The 18,677-nt window shown below is 55.0% G+C and carries 17 protein-coding genes; 12 read left to right on the forward strand and 5 right to left on the reverse strand.

The window, feature by feature from the left end:
• Nucleotides 1-72 precede the first annotated feature (72 nt).
• Together purN and purM are read right to left on the reverse strand one after the other, a co-directional pair.
• Nucleotides 73-1,023 carry a phosphoribosylglycinamide formyltransferase gene (purN, locus tag ACK4S7_RS05910; protein ID WP_409645098.1) on the reverse strand — a complete coding sequence of 317 codons (951 nt, stop codon included), beginning with the start codon at nucleotides 1,021-1,023 and terminating at the stop codon, nucleotides 73-75.
• Nucleotides 1,024-1,130: 107 nt separating this feature from the next.
• Complete coding sequence (purM, locus tag ACK4S7_RS05915) at nucleotides 1,131-2,237, reverse strand: phosphoribosylformylglycinamidine cyclo-ligase (RefSeq protein WP_409645099.1); 1,107 nt, start codon at nucleotides 2,235-2,237, stop codon at nucleotides 1,131-1,133.
• A gap of 61 nt (nucleotides 2,238-2,298) precedes the next feature.
• On the opposite strand from purM, the gene ACK4S7_RS05920 reads away from it, so the two are divergent.
• Together ACK4S7_RS05920 and ACK4S7_RS05925 are read left to right on the forward strand one after the other, a co-directional pair.
• Entirely contained in the window at nucleotides 2,299-3,378 is a 1,080-nt protein-coding gene (locus ACK4S7_RS05920) for a heavy-metal-associated domain-containing protein (RefSeq protein WP_409645100.1), read from the forward strand.
• Nucleotides 3,379-3,395: 17 nt separating this feature from the next.
• Complete coding sequence (locus ACK4S7_RS05925; RefSeq protein ID WP_409645101.1) at nucleotides 3,396-3,980, forward strand: ATPase; 585 nt, start codon at nucleotides 3,396-3,398, stop codon at nucleotides 3,978-3,980.
• A 1-nt stretch (nucleotide 3,981) separates the two neighbouring features.
• On the opposite strand, the gene rnd is transcribed toward ACK4S7_RS05925, so the two are convergent.
• Nucleotides 3,982-5,178 (reverse strand): ribonuclease D, encoded by a 1,197-nt coding sequence (gene rnd, locus ACK4S7_RS05930; protein WP_409645103.1) that lies wholly within the window; start codon nucleotides 5,176-5,178, stop codon nucleotides 3,982-3,984.
• A 94-nt stretch (nucleotides 5,179-5,272) separates the two neighbouring features.
• On the opposite strand from rnd, the gene aspS reads away from it, so the two are divergent.
• Together aspS and ACK4S7_RS05940 are read left to right on the forward strand one after the other, a co-directional pair.
• A complete protein-coding gene (gene aspS, locus ACK4S7_RS05935) occupies nucleotides 5,273-7,057 on the forward strand; it encodes an aspartate--tRNA ligase (protein ID WP_409645104.1) in 1,785 nt (594 codons plus the stop codon).
• Nucleotides 7,058-7,152: 95 nt separating this feature from the next.
• Nucleotides 7,153-7,938, forward strand: coding sequence for a polyphosphate kinase 2 family protein (locus tag ACK4S7_RS05940; protein ID WP_409645105.1), 786 nt, complete (start codon nucleotides 7,153-7,155; stop codon nucleotides 7,936-7,938).
• Here ACK4S7_RS05940 and ACK4S7_RS05945 read toward each other — a convergent pair.
• Together ACK4S7_RS05945 and ACK4S7_RS05950 are read right to left on the reverse strand one after the other, a co-directional pair.
• On the reverse strand, nucleotides 7,920-8,408 hold the full coding sequence (locus ACK4S7_RS05945) for a GreA/GreB family elongation factor (protein WP_409645106.1): 489 nt from the start codon (nucleotides 8,406-8,408) through the stop codon (nucleotides 7,920-7,922). The genes ACK4S7_RS05940 and ACK4S7_RS05945 overlap by 19 nt on opposite strands.
• A 98-nt stretch (nucleotides 8,409-8,506) precedes the next feature.
• Complete coding sequence (locus ACK4S7_RS05950) at nucleotides 8,507-10,534, reverse strand: lytic transglycosylase domain-containing protein (protein WP_409645107.1); 2,028 nt, start codon at nucleotides 10,532-10,534, stop codon at nucleotides 8,507-8,509.
• An 87-nt stretch (nucleotides 10,535-10,621) separates the two neighbouring features.
• On the opposite strand from ACK4S7_RS05950, the gene dapA reads away from it, so the two are divergent.
• The 8 genes from dapA to ACK4S7_RS05990 form a co-directional block, all read left to right on the forward strand.
• A complete protein-coding gene (gene dapA, locus ACK4S7_RS05955; RefSeq protein WP_409645108.1) occupies nucleotides 10,622-11,497 on the forward strand; it encodes a 4-hydroxy-tetrahydrodipicolinate synthase in 876 nt (291 codons plus the stop codon).
• Nucleotides 11,497-11,979 (forward strand): SsrA-binding protein SmpB, encoded by a 483-nt coding sequence (smpB, locus tag ACK4S7_RS05960; RefSeq protein ID WP_409645110.1) that lies wholly within the window; start codon nucleotides 11,497-11,499, stop codon nucleotides 11,977-11,979. Before dapA ends, smpB begins: the two co-directional genes overlap by 1 nt.
• Nucleotides 11,976-12,542 carry a DUF2062 domain-containing protein gene (locus tag ACK4S7_RS05965; protein ID WP_409645111.1) on the forward strand — a complete coding sequence of 189 codons (567 nt, stop codon included), beginning with the start codon at nucleotides 11,976-11,978 and terminating at the stop codon, nucleotides 12,540-12,542. Before smpB ends, ACK4S7_RS05965 begins: the two co-directional genes overlap by 4 nt.
• Before the next feature lie 134 nt (nucleotides 12,543-12,676).
• Nucleotides 12,677-15,085 carry a response regulator gene (locus ACK4S7_RS05970; protein ID WP_409645112.1) on the forward strand — a complete coding sequence of 803 codons (2,409 nt, stop codon included), beginning with the start codon at nucleotides 12,677-12,679 and terminating at the stop codon, nucleotides 15,083-15,085.
• 125 nt (nucleotides 15,086-15,210) lie between these two features.
• The gene (recA, locus tag ACK4S7_RS05975) at nucleotides 15,211-16,290 is read left to right on the forward strand and encodes a recombinase RecA (RefSeq protein WP_409645113.1); all 1,080 of its coding nucleotides are present in this window, start codon (nucleotides 15,211-15,213) and stop codon (nucleotides 16,288-16,290) included.
• A 180-nt stretch (nucleotides 16,291-16,470) separates the two neighbouring features.
• Nucleotides 16,471-17,304: an agmatinase gene (gene speB / locus ACK4S7_RS05980; protein ID WP_409645114.1), complete on the forward strand. Its 834-nt coding sequence runs from the start codon at nucleotides 16,471-16,473 to the stop codon at nucleotides 17,302-17,304.
• Nucleotides 17,301-17,927, forward strand: coding sequence for a glutathione S-transferase family protein (locus tag ACK4S7_RS05985; RefSeq protein ID WP_409645115.1), 627 nt, complete (start codon nucleotides 17,301-17,303; stop codon nucleotides 17,925-17,927). The genes speB and ACK4S7_RS05985 overlap by 4 nt, the downstream gene beginning before the upstream one ends.
• A 64-nt stretch (nucleotides 17,928-17,991) precedes the next feature.
• Nucleotides 17,992-18,677, forward strand: a 686-nt coding sequence (locus ACK4S7_RS05990; RefSeq protein WP_409645116.1) for an alanine--tRNA ligase-related protein, incomplete at its 3' end; no start/stop codon positions are given.

Genomic DNA, 18,677 nt, shown 5'->3' on the forward strand with positions numbered 1-18,677 from the left:
AATATGGTTGCAGAGCGGCGAGAGTTTTGTGGATATTCCGCATTCTCGTGCTGCTAGCGCCCACCAGTAATCTCAGAAATCTGCTGCTACATCCATTAGCTTGGCCAGTTTCTTCGGCGCGACCGCGCGCCAGCTTTTGGCGATCCAATCACCGACATGGTTCCAATCCGTGTCCCCTAAATCCAGCCTGATACCGACCCAACCATCGCCAAAATATGCAGGGCGATAATATCGTTCGCCGTCGCTGTCGATCAACATGCCCTGTTCTTCCGCACCGCTGATCTTGACGAGTAGCGCAGTTTTGCCGTCGCCGTGATGGTCGACGGAGACATAAGCGAACTTTTTACCGCCAATGATGCCGAAACAGGGCATGCCGTGGGACAAGACTTCATGTGCTTCCGGCTGGGCCAGCGCCAGCTTGCGGACCTGCAATATTAAATATTCCGGATTGGTTTCACGAACGACATATTCCGCCAGTATTTTGGGGTATAATTGATGCTCAGCCATTTTGACTCGGGCGGCGAGAGACTCTGCGGTGTCGCCGGGCAAAACAGTGACTTCGATCTGGCCGAGCACCGGGCCGTCGTCCAGTTCAGCAGTGACGAGGTGCACGCTGCAACCTGCAACGCACTCCTTGGCGTTTATGGCGCTTTGGTGAGTGTTGAGGCCTTTGTATTTGGGCAAAAGGGAGGGGTGGATGTTGAGCATGCGCCCGTCCCATTTTTCGACAAAATCGCGAGACAATATTCGCATATATCCCGCCAACGCAACGTAAGTCGCCCCAGCTTGGGTGATTTGGTCATGGATGATCAAATCGTGATCAACGCGATTCAGCCCGACATGCGATTTTCCGTATGTGGGAACGCCTTCGGCTGCCGCGATATTCAGACCCTCTGCTTCGGGGTTATTGCTGGCAACCAGAACAATTTTATAAGGGCAATCGGGAAGTTTTGCAGCATACAACAACGCGGCCATGTTGGTGCCTGCACCAGAGATGAGCACGGCTACCTTAGTTTTAGTCACTTCCCAAAACCCAATTCCCGTTTGCATCGACCCCAGTAAAGATGCCGATCCATAGTGCGTGCTCACCTAATGTATCGACGATACTCGGCACGAACGGAGAGGGCAGTTTAGACAGCATAGGTCGCAATCCAACCGGATTGCGCACTCCATGTTTCGACTGAGCCAGTAACGGTGCAGCCTTTGTCGCCAGCAGCGATATGGCCAATTTTGTAAACCGTTTCGCCGGCTGCTTCCAGCGCTGCGGTAACATCCGCAACATCTGATTGCGCAACCACGACGGCCATCCCAACACCGCAATTGAATGTGCGCGCCATTTCTTCAGGTTCAATATGTCCCTGCGCTTGCAAAAACGCCATTAGGCGTGGCTGTTGCCATGAATCAGCATCGATGTGCGCATGCAGGCCATCAGGCAAAATGCGGGGAAGGTTTTCCAGCAAACCACCGCCGGTAATATGCGCCATCGCATGGATTTTTCCTGTACGCACGAGAGGCAGCAACGATTTCACATAGATTCGCGTTGGCGCCATCAAGGCATCAATAAGGATAACATTCTGATCGAACAAGGCGGGGCGGTCCAACTTCCAGCCTTTGTCGGCTGCCAGTCTGCGCACCAGTGAAAAGCCGTTTGAATGCACACCAGATGAAGCGAGCCCCAAAATCGCGTCACCCGCCACGACCTTGTCGGCGGTCAGGACTTGGTCACGTTCAACTGCACCAACACAGAAACCGGCTAGGTCATAATCGCCTGCGGCATACATGCCTGGCATCTCGGCTGTCTCGCCGCCAATCAGCGCGCATCCGGCCATCTTGCAGCCTTCTGCAATACTGGCCACAACGGATGTTGCAACATCATTGTCGAGCTTACCGGTCGCGTAGTAATCAAGGAAAAAGAGTGGTTCTGCGCCTTGAACAATCAAGTCATTCGCGCACATCGCGACCAGATCGATGCCGACGCCATCGTGCCGCCCGGATTCGATCGCGAGTTTAAGCTTGGTTCCGACACCATCATTAGCGGCAACGAGCAATGGGTCATTAAACCCTGCTGCTTTCAAATCGAAGAACCCGCCAAAACCGCCAAGGTCGGCGTCCGCCCCTGCACGGCGCGTTGCTTTTGCCAGTGGCGCGATTGCGCGCACCAGTGCATTGCCGGTTTCAATGGAAACACCCGCCTTGGCGTATGTGTAGGATTCTGGGTTTTGATCTTTTGCGTCCATTTGTCGCCGTTAGCGAGAACAGGCTTGGAATTCCACGTCTATGTCGCGTAAAGGTGCCCCGATGACAAATTCGCGTAGAAATTGGTACCGTGTTGCAGCAATCGGCCTACCGTTGGCGCTGGTTGGCGGCGGAATTGTCGTTGCGCAAATCGAAGGGCCAAAGCGCGGTATCGCGCCGATTGCCAGCGCCGGCGATTTTGAAGTTACGGGTGTTTCGGTCAATGTAATCGGCAAAAACGCCTTTGAAGCGCGACAAAAGGGCTGGGAAGAAGCACAGCGGATCGCATGGGCGGCATTATGGCGTAAAACTCATGGCAGCGCCGGGGCCGGCCTTTCCGATTCGACACTTGATGGCATTACGGCGGCCATTGTCGTGGAGCAGGAACAAATTGGCCCGCGGCGTTATGTCGCCAAGCTTGGTGTGCTGTTTGACCGCGCGCGCGCCGGACAGTTGCTTGGGGTTAGCGGTGTGACTCGGCGCTCAGCTCCTTTGTTATTACTGCCAGTTACCTATTCGGCAGGCGCACCTACAGTCTTCGAACAGCGCACATCATGGCAGCGCAGCTGGGCCAAATATCGCACGGCAGATAGCACCATCGATTATGTACGCCCAAGCGGTGCGGGCGGCGAATCGCTTTTGCTTAACGCTGGCCAGCCAGAACGACGCAGCCGTATTTGGTGGCGCACGATCCTCGACCAGTTTGGTGCGGCCGACGTCATCATTCCTATTGCACGAATTGAGCGGCAGTGGCCTGGCGGCCCCGTCATTGGCCGCTTTTCCGCGCGTTACGGCCCGGATAACAAGTTTTTGGGTTCGTTTACGCTCCGTACCACCAGCAGCGCGGGTATTCCTGCAATGATGGATCAGGCCGTGGTGCGGATGGACGAACTGTTCCAGTCGGCTTTCGCGTCAGGACGGCTGCGTGCAGATGCGTCGCTGGTGCTCGAGCCTGAAGTTGTCGAGGATGAGGATCTGGAAAGCCAGATGGATGACGGCGCTTTAGTGGATGAAAGTAGCTCCCTGCAGGTTGAAACAGCCGCGCCCTCGCTAGATGAGGTCGTTAAATCAATCGTGCCCGAAGCACAGGCCCCACGGGAGTCTGTCCCCCCTGCGCCATCTGCGCCTCAGCCCAGACCGTAAGCGCATATAGCGGCTTCATGCGACAAATTGCTTTGCCCCTGGACGAATTGCGCGGCGGCGCATCGTCCAGCCTGATCATCACTCAGTGCAACGCTTCGGCATTTGCGGGGCTTTCCAGCGCAGCCAGTTGGGCCAACCGCTGTGCGATTCTGACGGGCCCGGGGCGTTCCGGGAAATCATTGATGGCACAATATTTTTCGGGACAGAACGGCACTGTCATCGACGAAGCAGAAGCGAGCCCTGCCGAGACCTTGTTTAACGCGTGGAACCGCTCTCAGGAAAGCGGAATTCCACTGCTGCTGATTTCGCGATGGCGGCCTGCAGAGTGGAACATTTCACTGCCCGATCTACAGTCCAGATTGGGCGCGGCCCTGTTGCTGGAGATTGCCCCGCCGGACGACGAGATGATTGAACAATTGCTACAAAAGCAGCTCGCAGATCGGGGTGCCGCGATAAGTATCGATGCCCTAAGTTATGTGAAGCGGCGGATAGAACGGACCTATGTCGCCATCGAGAAATTTGCACGCGCCGCAAACGCTATGGCTTTGGCAGAAAATGCGCCGGTTAACCTGACTTTGGTAAGAAAGGTTCTCGAAAGTTAATTCAGCACGCTGTTTCGCGCACCATGTCTTCTTCATGCGTCAGGGTCATTTTTAGTTTCCCGTTCACGACTGCAAAAGCCAGTCGCCCTTCAACAAGGTCCAGAGCATCGCGTCCGAATTGCTCAAAACGCCATCCAGTCAACACTTCAAGGTCCTCACGTTCTCCAGCGGCTAGCCGCTCCAACTCTTCCGTTCGCACAATCAGGCGAGGAGCGACGTTTATCTCACGCGAGCGGATTTTCAGCAACAATTTCAAAAGGTCTGCCACCAGCGATCCGTCCTTGCCACCACCTGGTGATGACCGCCCGCGGTCGGGCATGTTATCTCGCGCCATGGGCTGGCTGGCCTCAATCACCGCAATCAATCTCGCGCCGATTTCATTATCGCGCCATGCGGGCGACAGGCCACGTACCTTAGGCAGGTCGGCCTGACTTTTGGGTGGATGTGCGGCAATATCGGCCAGCGTTTCATCCTTCATGATCCGTCCGCGCGGAATGTTTTTGCGCTGCGCCTCTTTCTCACGCCATGCGGCCATTGCTTGAAGTCGGCCAAGCACTTCAGGTTTGCGTGACTGCACCTTGATCCGCGACCAAGCATTTTCGGGATCATTGCGATAGTTTGCCGCATCCGAAATGCGCTCCATTTCGTCATTCAGCCACGCGCCGCGACCCGTTGTCTTTAACTTTTCCAGCATCATCGGGAAGATAGCTGACAAATGGGTGACGTCGGCGATGGCATAATCGATTTGGCGCTTGTCCAATGGTCGGCGCGACCAGTCAGTAAAGCGCGCGCCCTTGTCCAATTGAATTCCCATCCAAAGGTCCACAAGGTTTGAATAACCAATCTGTTCGCCCTGACCCAATGCCATTGCGGCAATTTGCGTGTCGAACATGGGGTGCGGGGTTTTGCCCGTCAGGTTGAAAAATATCTCGATATCCTGCCCACCGGCGTGGAAAACCTTCAAGACGTCCTCATTCTCGCACAGCAATCCAAGCATCGGTGTCAGGTCTAAACCTTCGGCTTTCGGGTCAATCGCCGCAGCTTCGTTGACGTCCGCGAGTTGAATGAGGCACAGGTCGGGATAATATGTGTTTTCCCGCATAAATTCGGTATCAACCGCAACAAATGGCGATTGTGCAAGCCGTGCGCACAGTTCGGCGAGACGTTTGCTGTCGGTGATAAGTGGGTGAATCTGCATTGCGCATTGCCGTAGCACCCATTCGCGACTTGACAAAGTGCCGCTGCACTGTTGACAGGCGCGCTTTCCACAGCTTTTTTGAATTGAGTGAACAATGCACGTCTATCGTACGCACAAATGCGCCGAACTTCGCGATTCCCATGTGGGGGAAACCGTCCGTCTGTCGGGCTGGGTCCACCGTAAGCGCGACCATGGCGGTGTATTGTTTGTGGATCTGCGGGACCATTATGGGATGACGCAGATTGTCGCCGACACCGATAGCCCAGCCTTGCCAATTCTGGAAGCGTTGCGCCTTGAAAGCGTCATCACCATTGACGGCGAGGTAAAAGCACGCAGTGCGGGGACAGTGAATGCCAATCTGCCCACTGGCCAGATCGAGGTTTTCGCCCGCAGCGTGACCGTGTTGAGCAAGTCCGATGAACTCCCATTGCCTGTGGCGGGTGAGCAGGAATATCCTGAGGAAACGCGCCTGAAGTACCGATTCCTCGATTTGCGCCGTGAAACTTTGCACGCCAACATCGTCAAGCGTACGCAGATAATTCGCGAAACGCGCCGCCGGATGGAAGATATTGGCTTTACGGAATATTCAACGCCAATTCTGACCGCTTCTAGCCCCGAAGGCGCACGCGATTTTCTCGTGCCGAGCCGCATCCACCCGGGCAAATTTTTCGCTCTGCCTCAAGCGCCACAGCAGTATAAGCAACTATTGATGGTTGCCGGATTCGATCGTTATTTCCAGATCGCTCCGTGTTTCCGCGACGAAGACCCGCGCGCCGACCGTTTGCCTGGCGAATTTTACCAGCTTGATCTCGAAATGAGTTTCGTCACGCAGGAGGAAGTGTGGGACACGATGGAGCCCGTCATGGCAGGCGTGTTCGAAAAATTTGCTGATGGCAAAAAGGTTACTCCTGCTGGCCAGTTCCCGCGTATCCCGCATTCCAAAGCAATGCTCGATTATGGTACCGACAAGCCCGACTTACGCAACCCGCTGATCATCCACGACGTCACTGAACATTTCAAAATATCCGGCTTCGGCCTGTTTGAACGCATCGTCGATGGCGGCGGGGTTGTCCGCGCAATTCCCGCCCCCAAGACAGCTGACAAGAGCCGCAAATTTTTCGACGACATGAATGAATGGGCGCGCAGCGAGGGGCATGCCGGTCTTGGCTATGTCACCCGCAAGGCTGGGGAATTCGGTGGGCCTATTGCCAAGAACCATGGCGAAGAGGGCATGTTAAAGTTATACGAAGCCATTGGCCTTGGTCCAGATGACGGTTGTTTCTTTGCCGCTGGAAAAGAAGAGCAGTCGGCGAAGCTTGCGGGCGCTGCCCGCACGCGGACTGGTGAGCAGCTTGACCTGATTGAAAAAGACGCTTTCCGTTTTTGCTGGATCATCGATTTCCCATTCTACGAATGGAGCGAGGAAGACAAAAAGGTCGACTTTGCCCATAACCCCTTCTCGATGCCCCAGGGCGGGCTGGAGGCGCTCGAAACGCAGGACCCGCTCACCATTAAGGCTTATCAATATGATATGGTGTGCAACGGCTATGAGCTTGCCTCGGGCTCGATCCGGAACCAGCATCCCGATTTGATGGTCAAGGCTTTTGAATTGACAGGGTTGACGCAGGCAGATGTTGAGGAGCGCTTTGGCGGTATGTACCGCGCATTCCAGTTTGGCGCGCCACCCCACGGCGGGATGGCCGCAGGCGTCGACCGGATGGTGATGCTATTGTGCGGCGTGCAGAATTTGCGCGAAATCACGCTGTTCCCGATGAATCAACGGGCCGAAGACCTTTTGATGGGCGCGCCGTCGCCTGCTATGGCTAAGCAACTGCGGGAATTGAATATTCGTGTAGTGGAGCAGCCGTCCAAGGCCTGACATTGACAATAAGATCATGGTAGCGCCCTGTCCCTTTTGGGGACAGCGGCGCGCTTTCGCTTGTTTGTGTGCGCAATAGATGCTGGAAAGCGCGCATGAACATTGATCTTTCTCAGTTTGAATCCGGTAAGAAATATGACGGAACATATGACAGCGATCTGAAGGACCTTCAGGATCGAATGTCGAGACTGCAAGCGCTGCATATTTTGCATGGCGCGCGGACTTTAATCGTTTTTGAAGGATGGGACGCGGCGGGCAAGGGGGGTGCAATCAAGCGCCTGACGTCTTCGCTCGATCCTCGCTATTATCAGGTCTTTCCAATTTCTGCCCCAACCACAGAGGAAAAGGACAAGCATTTCCTCTGGCGTTTTTGGAACAAATTGCCCGGTAAGCAGGAAATCAGCATTTGGGACCGTAGTCATTATGGTCGCGTGCTCGTTGAGCGCGTGGAGGGCTTTTGTAACGAGGCCGAATGGCACCGCGGCTATGACGAGATCAACGAATTTGAGTCACGTCAGGGGGAAATCGGCACGAGGATCATCAAAATCTTTCTGCATGTTACAGCTGATACGCAGGACAAAGTGTTGACCGAGCGTCTGGACGATCCGGCCAAACGGTGGAAAGTCACCGCAGAGGATTTTCGCAATCGCGAAAAGCGTGGTGATTATCTTGAAGCGCTAAAGGACATGTTCAAACGCACCAACACGCATTGGGCACCATGGACGGTTATCGACGGCAACAACCAGAAGTCTGCGCGGATTGCTGTGCTTAAGCATGTGATTCACGAGTTGGAGAAAAGTGTGCCGCAGGCGTTTCCGGACGCTGACCCGCAAATCCTCGCTTTGGCCCAAAAGACAATAGGCTATTCACCCAAAGGGTAGTCGATTTCAACCACTTCCCATTCCTTCGGGCCAGTGGGCAAAGTCACGGTTTTCACGTCTCCTACGCGCGCACCGCGTAATGCCCGGGCGAGCGGCGCGTTCCAGCCAATTCGGCCATTACTCGCATCAGCTTCATCGTCGCCGACTATGGTGATCGTTCGTTGTATGTCATGCGCATCGGCGATTGTCACGCAAGCGCCGAAGAATATTCGGCTCCGATCCTCTTGCTTCGCCGGGTCGAGTATTTGCGCAACTTTCATTTTTTTAGATAGCTGGCCGAGCTCCCGGTCGATTGCACGCAGTTTTTGGCGTCCATAGATGTAATCCCCATTCTCGCTCCGGTCGCCGTTACCCGCAGCCCAATGCACAATTTCCACCACGGCTGGGCGATCAATGACGAACAGCTGCTCATAGCGTTCGCGCAAGGCTGCAAAACCGGCAGCTGTGATAGGGTTTGTACGTTCGGCCATCCGTTTGCCTTAGCCGTTGATGTAGATCGCAGTCGAGAGACTGTGAAACAGTGCGCGATTCACCTGGGCTGGACGGTGCGAAATAAGAATAGCTCACCTTAACCTGGCGTCGATTTCCCCAGATAAGTGCTGAGTGGTGTTGCTGACCGAACACGGGCTCTTTCGGGATGAAGATGGTCATACATCACGGCGTTTTCCAGAACGCGATATACATAATCCCGCGTTTCACTGAGCGGAATCTTTTCAATCCAGTCCATGATATTAATACTTCCAGTGCGCGGGTCTCCATAAGCCTTGAGCCATTTGTTAACATTGCCTGGCCCACCATTATAGGCAGCAATCGCGAGGGGGTAGCTGCCGCCGTAATAATCGAGCATCCGTTCAATATAGGTGGCACCGAGCGCGATGTTGTAATCAGTGTCCACTGTCAGCGCATCCGGGCGATAGGCCATCGAAATCTTGCCCGACGTCTCGCGCGCGGTTCCGGGCATCAATTGCATTAGCCCGCGGGCGCCTGCATGGCTGACGGCCGCGCGGTCGAACTGACTTTCTTGGCGCATAATGGCATGGGCAAGTGTCCAAGTACGATTGTGCGCTGCCGGAATATTGACCGTTGGGTAGCTATTGCCGAGCAGTTCCGGAATACCATCCGCCCGAGCGGCGCGCCCGGCCATGACGGCCAGATCGGGACGGCCCAATTTTTGCGATAGGCCAACGGCAGCTGCGTATTCGTCACGTTTGCTAGCGTGTCGTGCAATGGACCGGAAAAAATTGCTTTGGTCCCGCCAACTACCATATTTTGCGGCAAGCGCAGCTGCCAGATGGATAGTCGGCACACTTCCTTCGACAAGCACAGGGGTCGTTATTGTTGTGCGTGGCACCTGCGGCAATGGACGGCGCAGCTGTTCCAATGACAACTGGCCGAAGAAGCTTTCATAATAAGCAGCGGCCTGCTCATGATAGCGCGTTGCGCTCGATTGGTCTCCGGCCTTCGCTGCTGCCTTACCGGCCCAGTGGAGGCCCCTGGAGCGGGTTTGCGGGCTTTTCGCGGCCGACGCGTAACGTTCGAACATTGCTACTGCATCGCGCGGGCGGCTAAGCCGATCCATTGCGATCGACCCTGCCAACCATGTCAGGCTGGTATATCGGTCACGCGTAGTAAGGTCTTGATCAACCATGACCAAGCCAGCCGGAATGGCATCATCAACTCGCGAAGCAATCCGGTATGCGACATCGTACTGACCGTCATTTTCCGCTGCCCGGGCATGGGTTAGCAGCAATTGATACCAATCCTTGAGCACTGGTACCGGGGCGACAAGATTGCCACGATTTGCTAGTAACTGACGTGCTACGATGGTGTTACCCGATGTTCGCATGGCGTCGACCCGCGCCGCAATCAGGCTTGCCTCGTTATTGGCAGATGCACCGGCTTCCTGAACCTTCAGGTCCGCATCCGGGGCTTTCAGGCGTGTCGCAAGGGCAGCGGATAAGGCTGGTCGGCGCTGCGGCGAAGTATAGGCTATCCACCTTTCCGCGCCGCGTGTTGCGCCGGACCATAAGAGCCGGTCGACGCGGGCATCATGATCTGCCGATGTAAGCTTGCTGCCTGCAATTCGGAATACGCGGGCTTCGTCTTGGTCATCCAGCGCACCGCCACGCCAGGCTTCGCGTGCCTGCGCTTCAGCGCGCGCCTTGTCTCCGACAGACTCGAGCGCCAATGCAAATTTTGCCCGTCCAGCGTTTGTAACCGGAGGCAGGCGATCAAAATATGCAACTACCTGGCTGGGCGAATAGGACAGGGGGTTAATGGCCTGCTCCGCCTTTTTCCGCATGTCATCGGTGTTAGGCCAATCGGGGTAGAGCATTAAAAATGACGCATAGTCGTTGAAGCTGTAATTTCCAGGAGCGCTCAACATTTTCCAGCGTTGTATAGCCGCAGGGACTTTTCCTTCGCTTGGGTCGTAAACGACTGACGAGCTTACGGGTTGACCTGCGGGCGGTGAAATTTGCCCGTTGCCGGTCCCGCTCTGCCAAACGACCCCGTCAGATTGCTGCGCTGAGGCTGACGCTGTAAAAGGAATAATCAGTACAGATGCGGAAATGAGATGCTTTACCATGCTGGACATTTTATGTGCGCCATCCTTATCAGGTGCTGAACAAACGACTATATAGCCCATAGGGGCCCCTATGGGCCAGAATGAAAGTTACAATTTATGTTTTCGGGTTCAATACCGGCTCTGGTGACTCCTTTTTGCGACGGAGCGTTTAGCGAAAAGCACTTTCGTGCGTTAGTCGACTGGCAAATCGAGCAAGGTTCAAGCGCGCTTGTGCCTGCGGGTACTACTGGCGAAGCATCAACGCTGTCCAACGCAGAGCATCATCGAGTCATTGAAGTGTGTATCGAGCAGGCCGCCGGGCGGGTTCCGGTTATCGCTGGTTGTGGATCTAACGACACCAACAACGCAATTCTGCACCTTAATTTTTCGAAGAAAAGTGGTGCTGCCGCGGGACTTGTCGTGGCACCATATTATAATCGTCCCAATCAAGAGGGCATTTACGCCCATTTTGAACATATGACCAAAAAGAACGATTTGCCGATCGTGCTTTACAATGTTCCTGCGCGGACCGTGACGGATATCAAGCCCGAGACTGTCGCCCGTCTCGCAAAACTACCCACCGTCATCGGCATCAAGGACGCAAGCGGGGACATGCCTCGCGTCACAGACCACCGTTTGGCCTGCGGTCCGAACTTCTGTCTGTTGTCCGGCGTTGACGAACAGTCGCTCGCTTTCAACGCGGCAGGTGGAAAAGGGTGCATTTCAGTTACTGCAAATGTCGCGCCCAAGCTATGCGCCGAATTCCAGGCGGCATGCGCATCAGGTGATTACAATCTGGCACGTGAGTTGAACGACAAGTTGTACCCGCTTCATTTGGCGCTGTTTTCCGACGCCTCGCCGGGACCAATCAAATATGCGCTGTCGCGTGTAATTGACGGGTTTCCTACAGAATTGCGGTTGCCAATGACTCCGCCAAGTGAGGCGAGTCGCCGTCAGGTTGATGCCGCCTTGGAAAATGCGGGTCTTATCTGATGGCCCGTCCGAAGCCCGAAGCTTTCAATAAAGTCAAAACTGTCGCGGAAAACCGGCGGGCGCGTTACGATTTTTATATTGATGACAAATATGAGGCGGGCATTGTCCTCACGGGTACTGAAGTTAAATCGCTGCGGTTTGGCGAAGGTTCAATTGCTGAAAGCTACGCCGAGGTGCGTGATGACCAGATCTGGCTCATTAATGCCAATATTCCAGAATTCAGCCACGGAAACCGAAATAATCACGAGCCAAAACGTCCACGCAAGTTGCTTCTTAACGGCCGTGAAATAAATAAGCTGCATGGAGCGGTGATGCGGCAGGGTATGACACTTGTACCGCTGTCGATTTATTTCAACGGCCGAGGCAGGGCAAAAGTGGAACTGGCCTTGGCAAGGGGCAAGAAGGCCCCTGACAAACGGGCCACAGAAAAAGAACGCGACTGGAAACGGGAGCAGGGACGCATAATGCGGGATCGTGGATGAGCAAATTTAACATCTGGTTGCATAAGCAAGCGCCGACGCGTGACAGTTTTGAACGCAGCCGTTTCCTGCGTCCGTTTGCGCAGCGTGTTTTCCACCCGGCATTGTGGCGTTTCACGCGGCGTTCGGTGCCACGCGGGGTAGCACTTGGCTTGCTGGTCGGGATTTTTCTTTTGATACCCGGTGTGCAAATTGCTGGAGTTGCGCTTTTGGCGCTGCCGTTTCGGGCCAATATCCCCATCGGAGCAGCCATGACCTTTCTCAGCATGCCGGCAACCACCCCGTTCATATTGTTCGGATCGGTCTATGTTGGAGAATCGGTGCTGCGTTTAAACAATGGCTCCGCCCGGTTTTACGAACTGATTGAGACATCTGCGCCATTGTCCGCCTGGGGCGATTATGTGTGGAATGAAGCGCCGCTTGCACTGGTGCAGGGAATCGCGGGACTTGCAATTATTTCGATTGTGATGGCCGTTGTTGGATATTTCATCGCTGCTTGGTTCTGGCGTTGGCGCATCAGTGCCAAATGGCGACGCCGATCGAAGTCATTTGCGTCTGGTGCATAAAACTTTGGTGGATTTGCCGCGCCGGCCGGGTGGTGCGCAATCTTGACAAATGGTATGATGCGTTCCAGCCGAAGGCGGGCAGGAAGTTATACCTCAAGCCGGAGGACCGCGTTCGTATTTGGTAAGGAGCCGCTTTGAACAAGATATCCCCGCCAACCGAGTTCCAGATACTTGGCGGAGATGTGGATACGTCTCCTAAGCCGAACATTCAACAGCTAGCGGTATTAGTTCTGGCGACCATCTCATCGCTTGCGGTTCTTTGGTTTTCTACGGGCAATAGCATTCTTGTAGGTTCTTGTGGTGGCGCGATCATTGCTGCTGCTGGCCTTATTCAGTATTTCCGCAACGACAATGCTGTCGAAAGCGCAACCGAATTGTCGGTACCTGACTGGTCAATTACCCATGCTGCAACCCAGATGAGCACTGCGGCGATTGCGATTAGCGACAGGGCCGGCCGTCTGGTTTGCGCCAATGATCATTTCACCATCGCGTTTCCCGGACTTAAGGCCCCTCCAGACCTTGGCGTTGACGACGCTAATCGCGCGATGCTTGTCGCCGCAGGCAGGGCAGCCTGGCGCGACGGTAGCGCCGATATCGGAGCGATTACCAAAGAGGGTCGAACATATCGCGTCAAAGTTGCTCGGGCTGGCGGGGCAGACGAGTATCTTCTCTGGCGCCTGGCTGCAGTTGAGGAACTCGCCATTGAGGGCCGTGCGATTGAGCTGATTACGGGCCGCATCGGCCGGGCGATGTCGAGCAGTGGCGTGATGGGTGTGGCTGTAAGTTCGGATGGCCGAGTGCGTGCTGCCAATGCTGCCTTTACATTGAGGGCGACTGGCACTGATCAGGAACCCATCACTGGACAACTCTTTGCCGATTTTGTCCGTATGGACGAAAAAGGGAGTGTCTTTTTCGAGCGCGAGGGGCGCCGGGGCTTGCCTATCCGGCTGCTTCACGTGCCTTTGAACGAAAACAATGTTGAGGGGCCCGCGCTGTTACTTGCTGTGGACGAGGAAGGTGCGAAGGTTGATCGGGGGCTGGCGCTGGCGCACGTTGAACAATTGTTGTCGACGCTGCCGTTGGGACTTGCGCTTGTTGACCGCGACGGACGTTTTCTGTTCGCGAACGACGCATTCGCGCGGGTGCTTGATGTAGAACCAACCAAGTTGCCGCCTTATCCCGGCGATCTGGTAATTAGTGAAGACAAGGGCGCGGTGCTTGACAGCATAAGGCGTTATGGCAGCGGCTCCATGTCTTCTGGCGATATTGCGATCCGCCTTAAGGAGCGGCCAGACGAGGTGATCGCATTGTCTATCGCCGGGGTGCGCGGACTGGGTGAGGCTGCGGTGTTGCTTGGCCTCAAGGATAATAGCGAAGAGATTACGCTTAAGCGACAGGTCGCGCAGCAGACGAAGATGGAATCCATCGGGCAACTCGCAGGCGGGGTCGCCCATGATTTCAACAATATCCTCACGGCCATTATTGGCTATTGCGACTTGATGTTGCTTCGGCATCAGCCGGGCGACAGCGACTATGACGATATCCAGCAGATCAAGAATAATTCGAACCGGGCGGCGAGTCTGACAAGGCAGCTACTGGCGTTTTCCCGGCAGCAGACCCTGCGTCCGCAAATTCTGCAGATCGCTAACGTGGTCGCAGACGTGTCTAGCTTGCTAAAGCGTTTGCTTGGCGAAACCGTTCGGCTCGAAGTCCACCACGGCCGGGGCGTGGGCGCCGTTCGTGCCGACCCCGGGCAGCTTGAACAGGTCATCATCAATTTGGGTGTCAATGCGCGCGACGCCATGCCCAAGGGCGGCGTCGTGCATATAAGCACCGCAGCGGTCAGCCAGAGCGAAGTTTCGGCAATGGGCAGCGAATTCCTGCCGATTGGCGACTATGTCCAGCTTTCCGTAGAAGATAGCGGTTTCGGCATTCCAAAAGAAAATTTGTCGAAAATATTCGAGCCGTTTTTTACAACCAAAGAAATGGGCAAGGGAACCGGACTCGGACTTTCGACCGTCTATGGTATAGTCAAGCAATCCGGTGGGTTTATTTTTGCCGACTCAAAACCGGGGCAGGGGACGCGCTTCGACATATTCCTTCCTGTGCACCGGGGTGAGGTGCCGGCCCCCGAGGTTTCCAAACGTGAGCTTTATAAGCCCAAGGACCTGTGGGGAAGTGGTAGGGTACTGATAGTCGAGGACGAAGACATGGTACGTGCCGTGGCTGAACGAGCCCTTGTGCGACAGGGCTATGTGGTGGAAACAGCAAGTGATGGCGAGCAAGCGCTTGAGCTATTCGCTGATGGAAAGCGTTACGATCTGGTCGTGTCCGACGTTGTAATGCCCAATTTGGACGGCCCGTCGATGGCCCGGCAGTTGCGGGAACGCTATGGCGAAATTCGGATATTATTCATGTCCGGCTATGCCGAGGAGCAATTGCGCGAGACTATCAGCCTCGACAATGTCTCCTTCCTCGCCAAGCCATTCTCCGTGCAGCAGATCGCCGAAGCGGTCCACGATGCGCTTGCGAAGGGGAAATAGTCTAGATATTGAAAATAAATGAAAATTTATATTTGTTCTGCTCTTGTTCTTATGGAACATAATGTGTACATACGTCGTGTTCCGGAACATAATCCGAAACAGGCATGACGCTAAGGAGTGGAAAAATGGCAGCAAGTCTCAAGATTATTGATGGGAATCAGGCAAACGGTATGAAAAATTCGGAACGTGAAAAGGCACTAGAAGCGGCCTTGGCGCAGATTGACCGCGCATTCGGCAAGGGTTCAGCAATGAAGCTGGGCAGCCGTGAGGCGATCAGCATTGACGCAGTTTCGACTGGATCGCTCGGGCTCGACATCGCGCTTGGTATTGGTGGTTTGCCAAAGGGACGCGTAATTGAAATTTATGGCCCAGAAAGTTCGGGTAAGACGACATTGACCCTGCATGTGATTGCAGAGGCGCAGAAGGCGGGCGGTACAGCGGCGTTCATCGACGCAGAGCATGCGCTTGACCCAGGCTATGCCAAGAAGCTTGGCGTGGATGTCGACAATTTGATCGTGTCGCAGCCGGATACCGGCGAACAAGCGCTTGAGATTGCTGATACGCTCGTGCGGTCGAACGCAGTGGATATCATAGTCATCGACTCGGTGGCGGCTCTTGTGCCTCGCGCAGAAATTGAAGGCGAAATGGGCGACAGCCATGTTGGTCTGCAAGCCCGATTGATGAGTCAGGCTCTTCGCAAGATTACCGGTTCGATCAGCCGGTCGAACTGTATGGTTATCTTCATCAACCAGATTCGCATGAAAATTGGTGTGATGTATGGTTCGCCCGAAACGACAACGGGCGGCAATGCGTTGAAATTCTATGCGTCGGTTCGTTTGGATATCCGTCGCACGGGCCAAATTAAGGCAGGCGAAGATATTGTGGGCAACACGACCCGTGTGAAAGTTGTGAAGAACAAGGTGGCTCCGCCGTTCAAGCAGGTCGAATTTGATATCATGTATGGCCAGGGAATTTCCAAAACAGGTGAGTTGCTTGATCTGGGTGTGAAGGCCGGATTGGTCGAGAAATCAGGCAGCTGGTTCAGTTATGACTCGATCCGCATTGGCCAGGGCCGTGAGAATTCTAAAAATTACCTCAGTGAAAATCCTGACGTTGCCGAAAGACTGGAAGCGGCAATTCGCGGAAAGACCGAAGAAGTTGCTGAGGTCCTGATGACGGGGCCTGATGCTGACGACGACGTTTAAGCTTTTTACCAACAAGCGTGGCCTTGCCTGAGGCCGCTGCTTTCGACCCGCCCTGGTCCACCCTGGGGCGGGTCATTTGTGTCTGGATGGTGGACGCAAGCCTTCGCCATCGATGCGAATTGTACTCGGCGTGGGGGCTACGACCTTGACAGTCGTTATATTGGCCGCGCAATTGCAGGCATGAACCCCGTCATTCATCTTATCGGATTGCCGACTGATCAAAACAGCTCGTTCGAGCGTGGGGCCGCACTTGCACCGCCCGCCATCCGTGCGGCCTTATGGAGTGACAGGGGTAATTTGTTTGCACAATCGGGCCAGGAAATTGGCACGGACATAACGCTAAAGGACCTTGGCGATTTGCCGCTGTCGGACGTAGATTGCGCTGCCGACGATGCGCTCATCATCCAGGCGGTTACCGAAGCCGTGGACGAAGGCGCAATTCCGCTTTTCCTCGGCGGGGATCACGCGGTGACGTACCCAATTGTGGCGGCGTTAGCAGCGCGTCACGGGGCACTCAACATTCTGCACTTTGACGCGCATCCCGATATCTATGCCGATTTCGAAGGCAACCCGCGCAGCCATGCTTCGCCCTTTGCGCGGATATTGGAAGCTGGGCATGCGAGCCGCATTGTTCAGGTAGGTATCCGCACGCTGAACCGGCATTGCCAGGAGCAGGCGGAGCGATACAATGTCGAGATACTTCCAATGCTTGATTTCCGCGTAGCCGGGGTGCCCGTACTTCACGGCCCCTTGTATATCAGCATCGACCTTGACGGTATCGACCCATCAGAAGCACCGGGCGTGGTACATCCGGAGCCTGGCGGCCTGACTGTCAGAGAAGTCCTGTCAATTCTTGCTCGCCAAACCGCACATATTGTCGGCGCGGACATCGTTGAATTGAATCCCGCGCGCGATGTGAACGACGTAACAGCGATCGTTGCCGCAAAGCTCGTTCGAGAACTTTCTGCCTGCATCCATCGCAATAACAACCACCAGCGTAAGGAACGCCCATGACCATCATCGTGCATCACCTCAACCATTCGCGTTCGCAGCGCATATTGTGGCTGCTTGAAGAGCTTAAGGTGTCCTATGAAATACGCCATTATGCCCGTGATGCGGTCACCAATCTCGCGCCCGAATCGCTCACGAACATCCATCCCTTGGGCAAATCGCCATTGATTGAAGATAATGGAAACGTGATTTTCGAATCCGGCGCCATCGTTGAATATGTGTGCGAACGCCACGGTGGCAGCCATTTGCTTCCCGCGCGCGGCACTGACCAGCATATCCGCTACCTCGAGTTCCTGCATTTTGCAGAAGGCTCGGCCATGACGCCGATCTTGCTCAATCTTTATACGGCGCGTTTGGGCGAAGCTGCTGCCCCGCTGCACCCACGGATCAACCAGCAGCTGGAAAGCCATTTTGCTTTCATGGAAACCAGTTTGGATGCAACGGGCTGGTTTGTTGGTGATGACCTCACCGGAGCGGATATCATGATGAGTTTTCCCGCAGAAGCTGCAGTGAAAATGGGCCGCGCGGCGAACCTGCCGAACCTTACAGCCTTTGTCGAAAAAATCCACGCCCGCCCGGCCTTTCAGACAGCGCTCGAAAAGGGCGGACCTTATGCCTATGCATGACGAAGGCGCTGCACTGCATATCCAGCTTGCAGCGCGGCGAGTCGTTCCCTAAGTCGCTGTCATTATGACATCGACCAATGATATCCGCCGCGGCTTCCTCGATTATTTTGGGGGTGCAAACCATGACGTCGTGCAGTCTGCACCGCTGGTGCCATATAACGACCCGACATTGATGTTCGTCAATGCCGGGATGGTTCCGTTTAAAAATATATTCACTGGACTTGAAAGCCGCGAAAACCCGCGTGCAGCCTCGAGCCAGAAATGCGTGCGCGCAGGCGGCAAGCACAACGATCTCGACAATGTCGGCTACACTGCGCGTCACCACACGTTTTTCGAAATGCTCGGCAATTTCTCCTTTGGCGATTATTTCAAAGAGCAGGCGATCACGCACGCATGGACTTTGCTGACGAAGGAGTGGGGGCTTGACCCGTCGCGCCTGACCACCACGGTCTACCACACCGATGACGAGGCGTTTGATCTTTGGCGCAAGATTGCCGGGCTTCCCGATGAACGCATCATACGCATCGCAACCGCCGACAATTTCTGGTCTATGGGTGATACGGGTCCGTGCGGACCATGTAGCGAGATTTTCTACGATCATGGCGACCATATTTTCGGTGGCCCTCCTGGAAGCCCCGATGAAGACGGCGACCGGTTTGTCGAAATCTGGAACCTCGTGTTCATGCAGTTTGAGCGGCAGGACGATGGTACCGACGTGCCTCTGCCCGAACCTTCAATTGACACCGGCAT

Source organism: Sphingorhabdus sp. (assembly GCF_046292425.1).
GTDB lineage: Bacteria > Pseudomonadota > Alphaproteobacteria > Sphingomonadales > Sphingomonadaceae > Sphingorhabdus_B.

Coding starts and splice junctions, on each gene's coding strand:
- purM (WP_409645099.1), bottom strand. CDS start 2,237: ATGGACGCAAAAGATCAAAACCCAGAATCCTACACATACGCCAAGGCG.
- ACK4S7_RS05920 (WP_409645100.1), top strand. CDS start 2,299: ATGACAAATTCGCGTAGAAATTGGTACCGTGTTGCAGCAATCGGCCTA.
- ACK4S7_RS05925 (WP_409645101.1), top strand. CDS start 3,396: ATGCGACAAATTGCTTTGCCCCTGGACGAATTGCGCGGCGGCGCATCG.
- rnd (WP_409645103.1), bottom strand. CDS start 5,178: ATGCAGATTCACCCACTTATCACCGACAGCAAACGTCTCGCCGAACTG.
- aspS (WP_409645104.1), top strand. CDS start 5,273: ATGCACGTCTATCGTACGCACAAATGCGCCGAACTTCGCGATTCCCAT.
- ACK4S7_RS05940 (WP_409645105.1), top strand. CDS start 7,153: ATGAACATTGATCTTTCTCAGTTTGAATCCGGTAAGAAATATGACGGA.
- ACK4S7_RS05945 (WP_409645106.1), bottom strand. CDS start 8,408: ATGGCCGAACGTACAAACCCTATCACAGCTGCCGGTTTTGCAGCCTTG.
- ACK4S7_RS05950 (WP_409645107.1), bottom strand. CDS start 10,534: ATGTCCAGCATGGTAAAGCATCTCATTTCCGCATCTGTACTGATTATT.
- dapA (WP_409645108.1), top strand. CDS start 10,622: ATGTTTTCGGGTTCAATACCGGCTCTGGTGACTCCTTTTTGCGACGGA.
- smpB (WP_409645110.1), top strand. CDS start 11,497: ATGGCCCGTCCGAAGCCCGAAGCTTTCAATAAAGTCAAAACTGTCGCG.
- ACK4S7_RS05965 (WP_409645111.1), top strand. CDS start 11,976: ATGAGCAAATTTAACATCTGGTTGCATAAGCAAGCGCCGACGCGTGAC.
- recA (WP_409645113.1), top strand. CDS start 15,211: ATGGCAGCAAGTCTCAAGATTATTGATGGGAATCAGGCAAACGGTATG.
- speB (WP_409645114.1), top strand. CDS start 16,471: ATGAACCCCGTCATTCATCTTATCGGATTGCCGACTGATCAAAACAGC.
- ACK4S7_RS05985 (WP_409645115.1), top strand. CDS start 17,301: ATGACCATCATCGTGCATCACCTCAACCATTCGCGTTCGCAGCGCATA.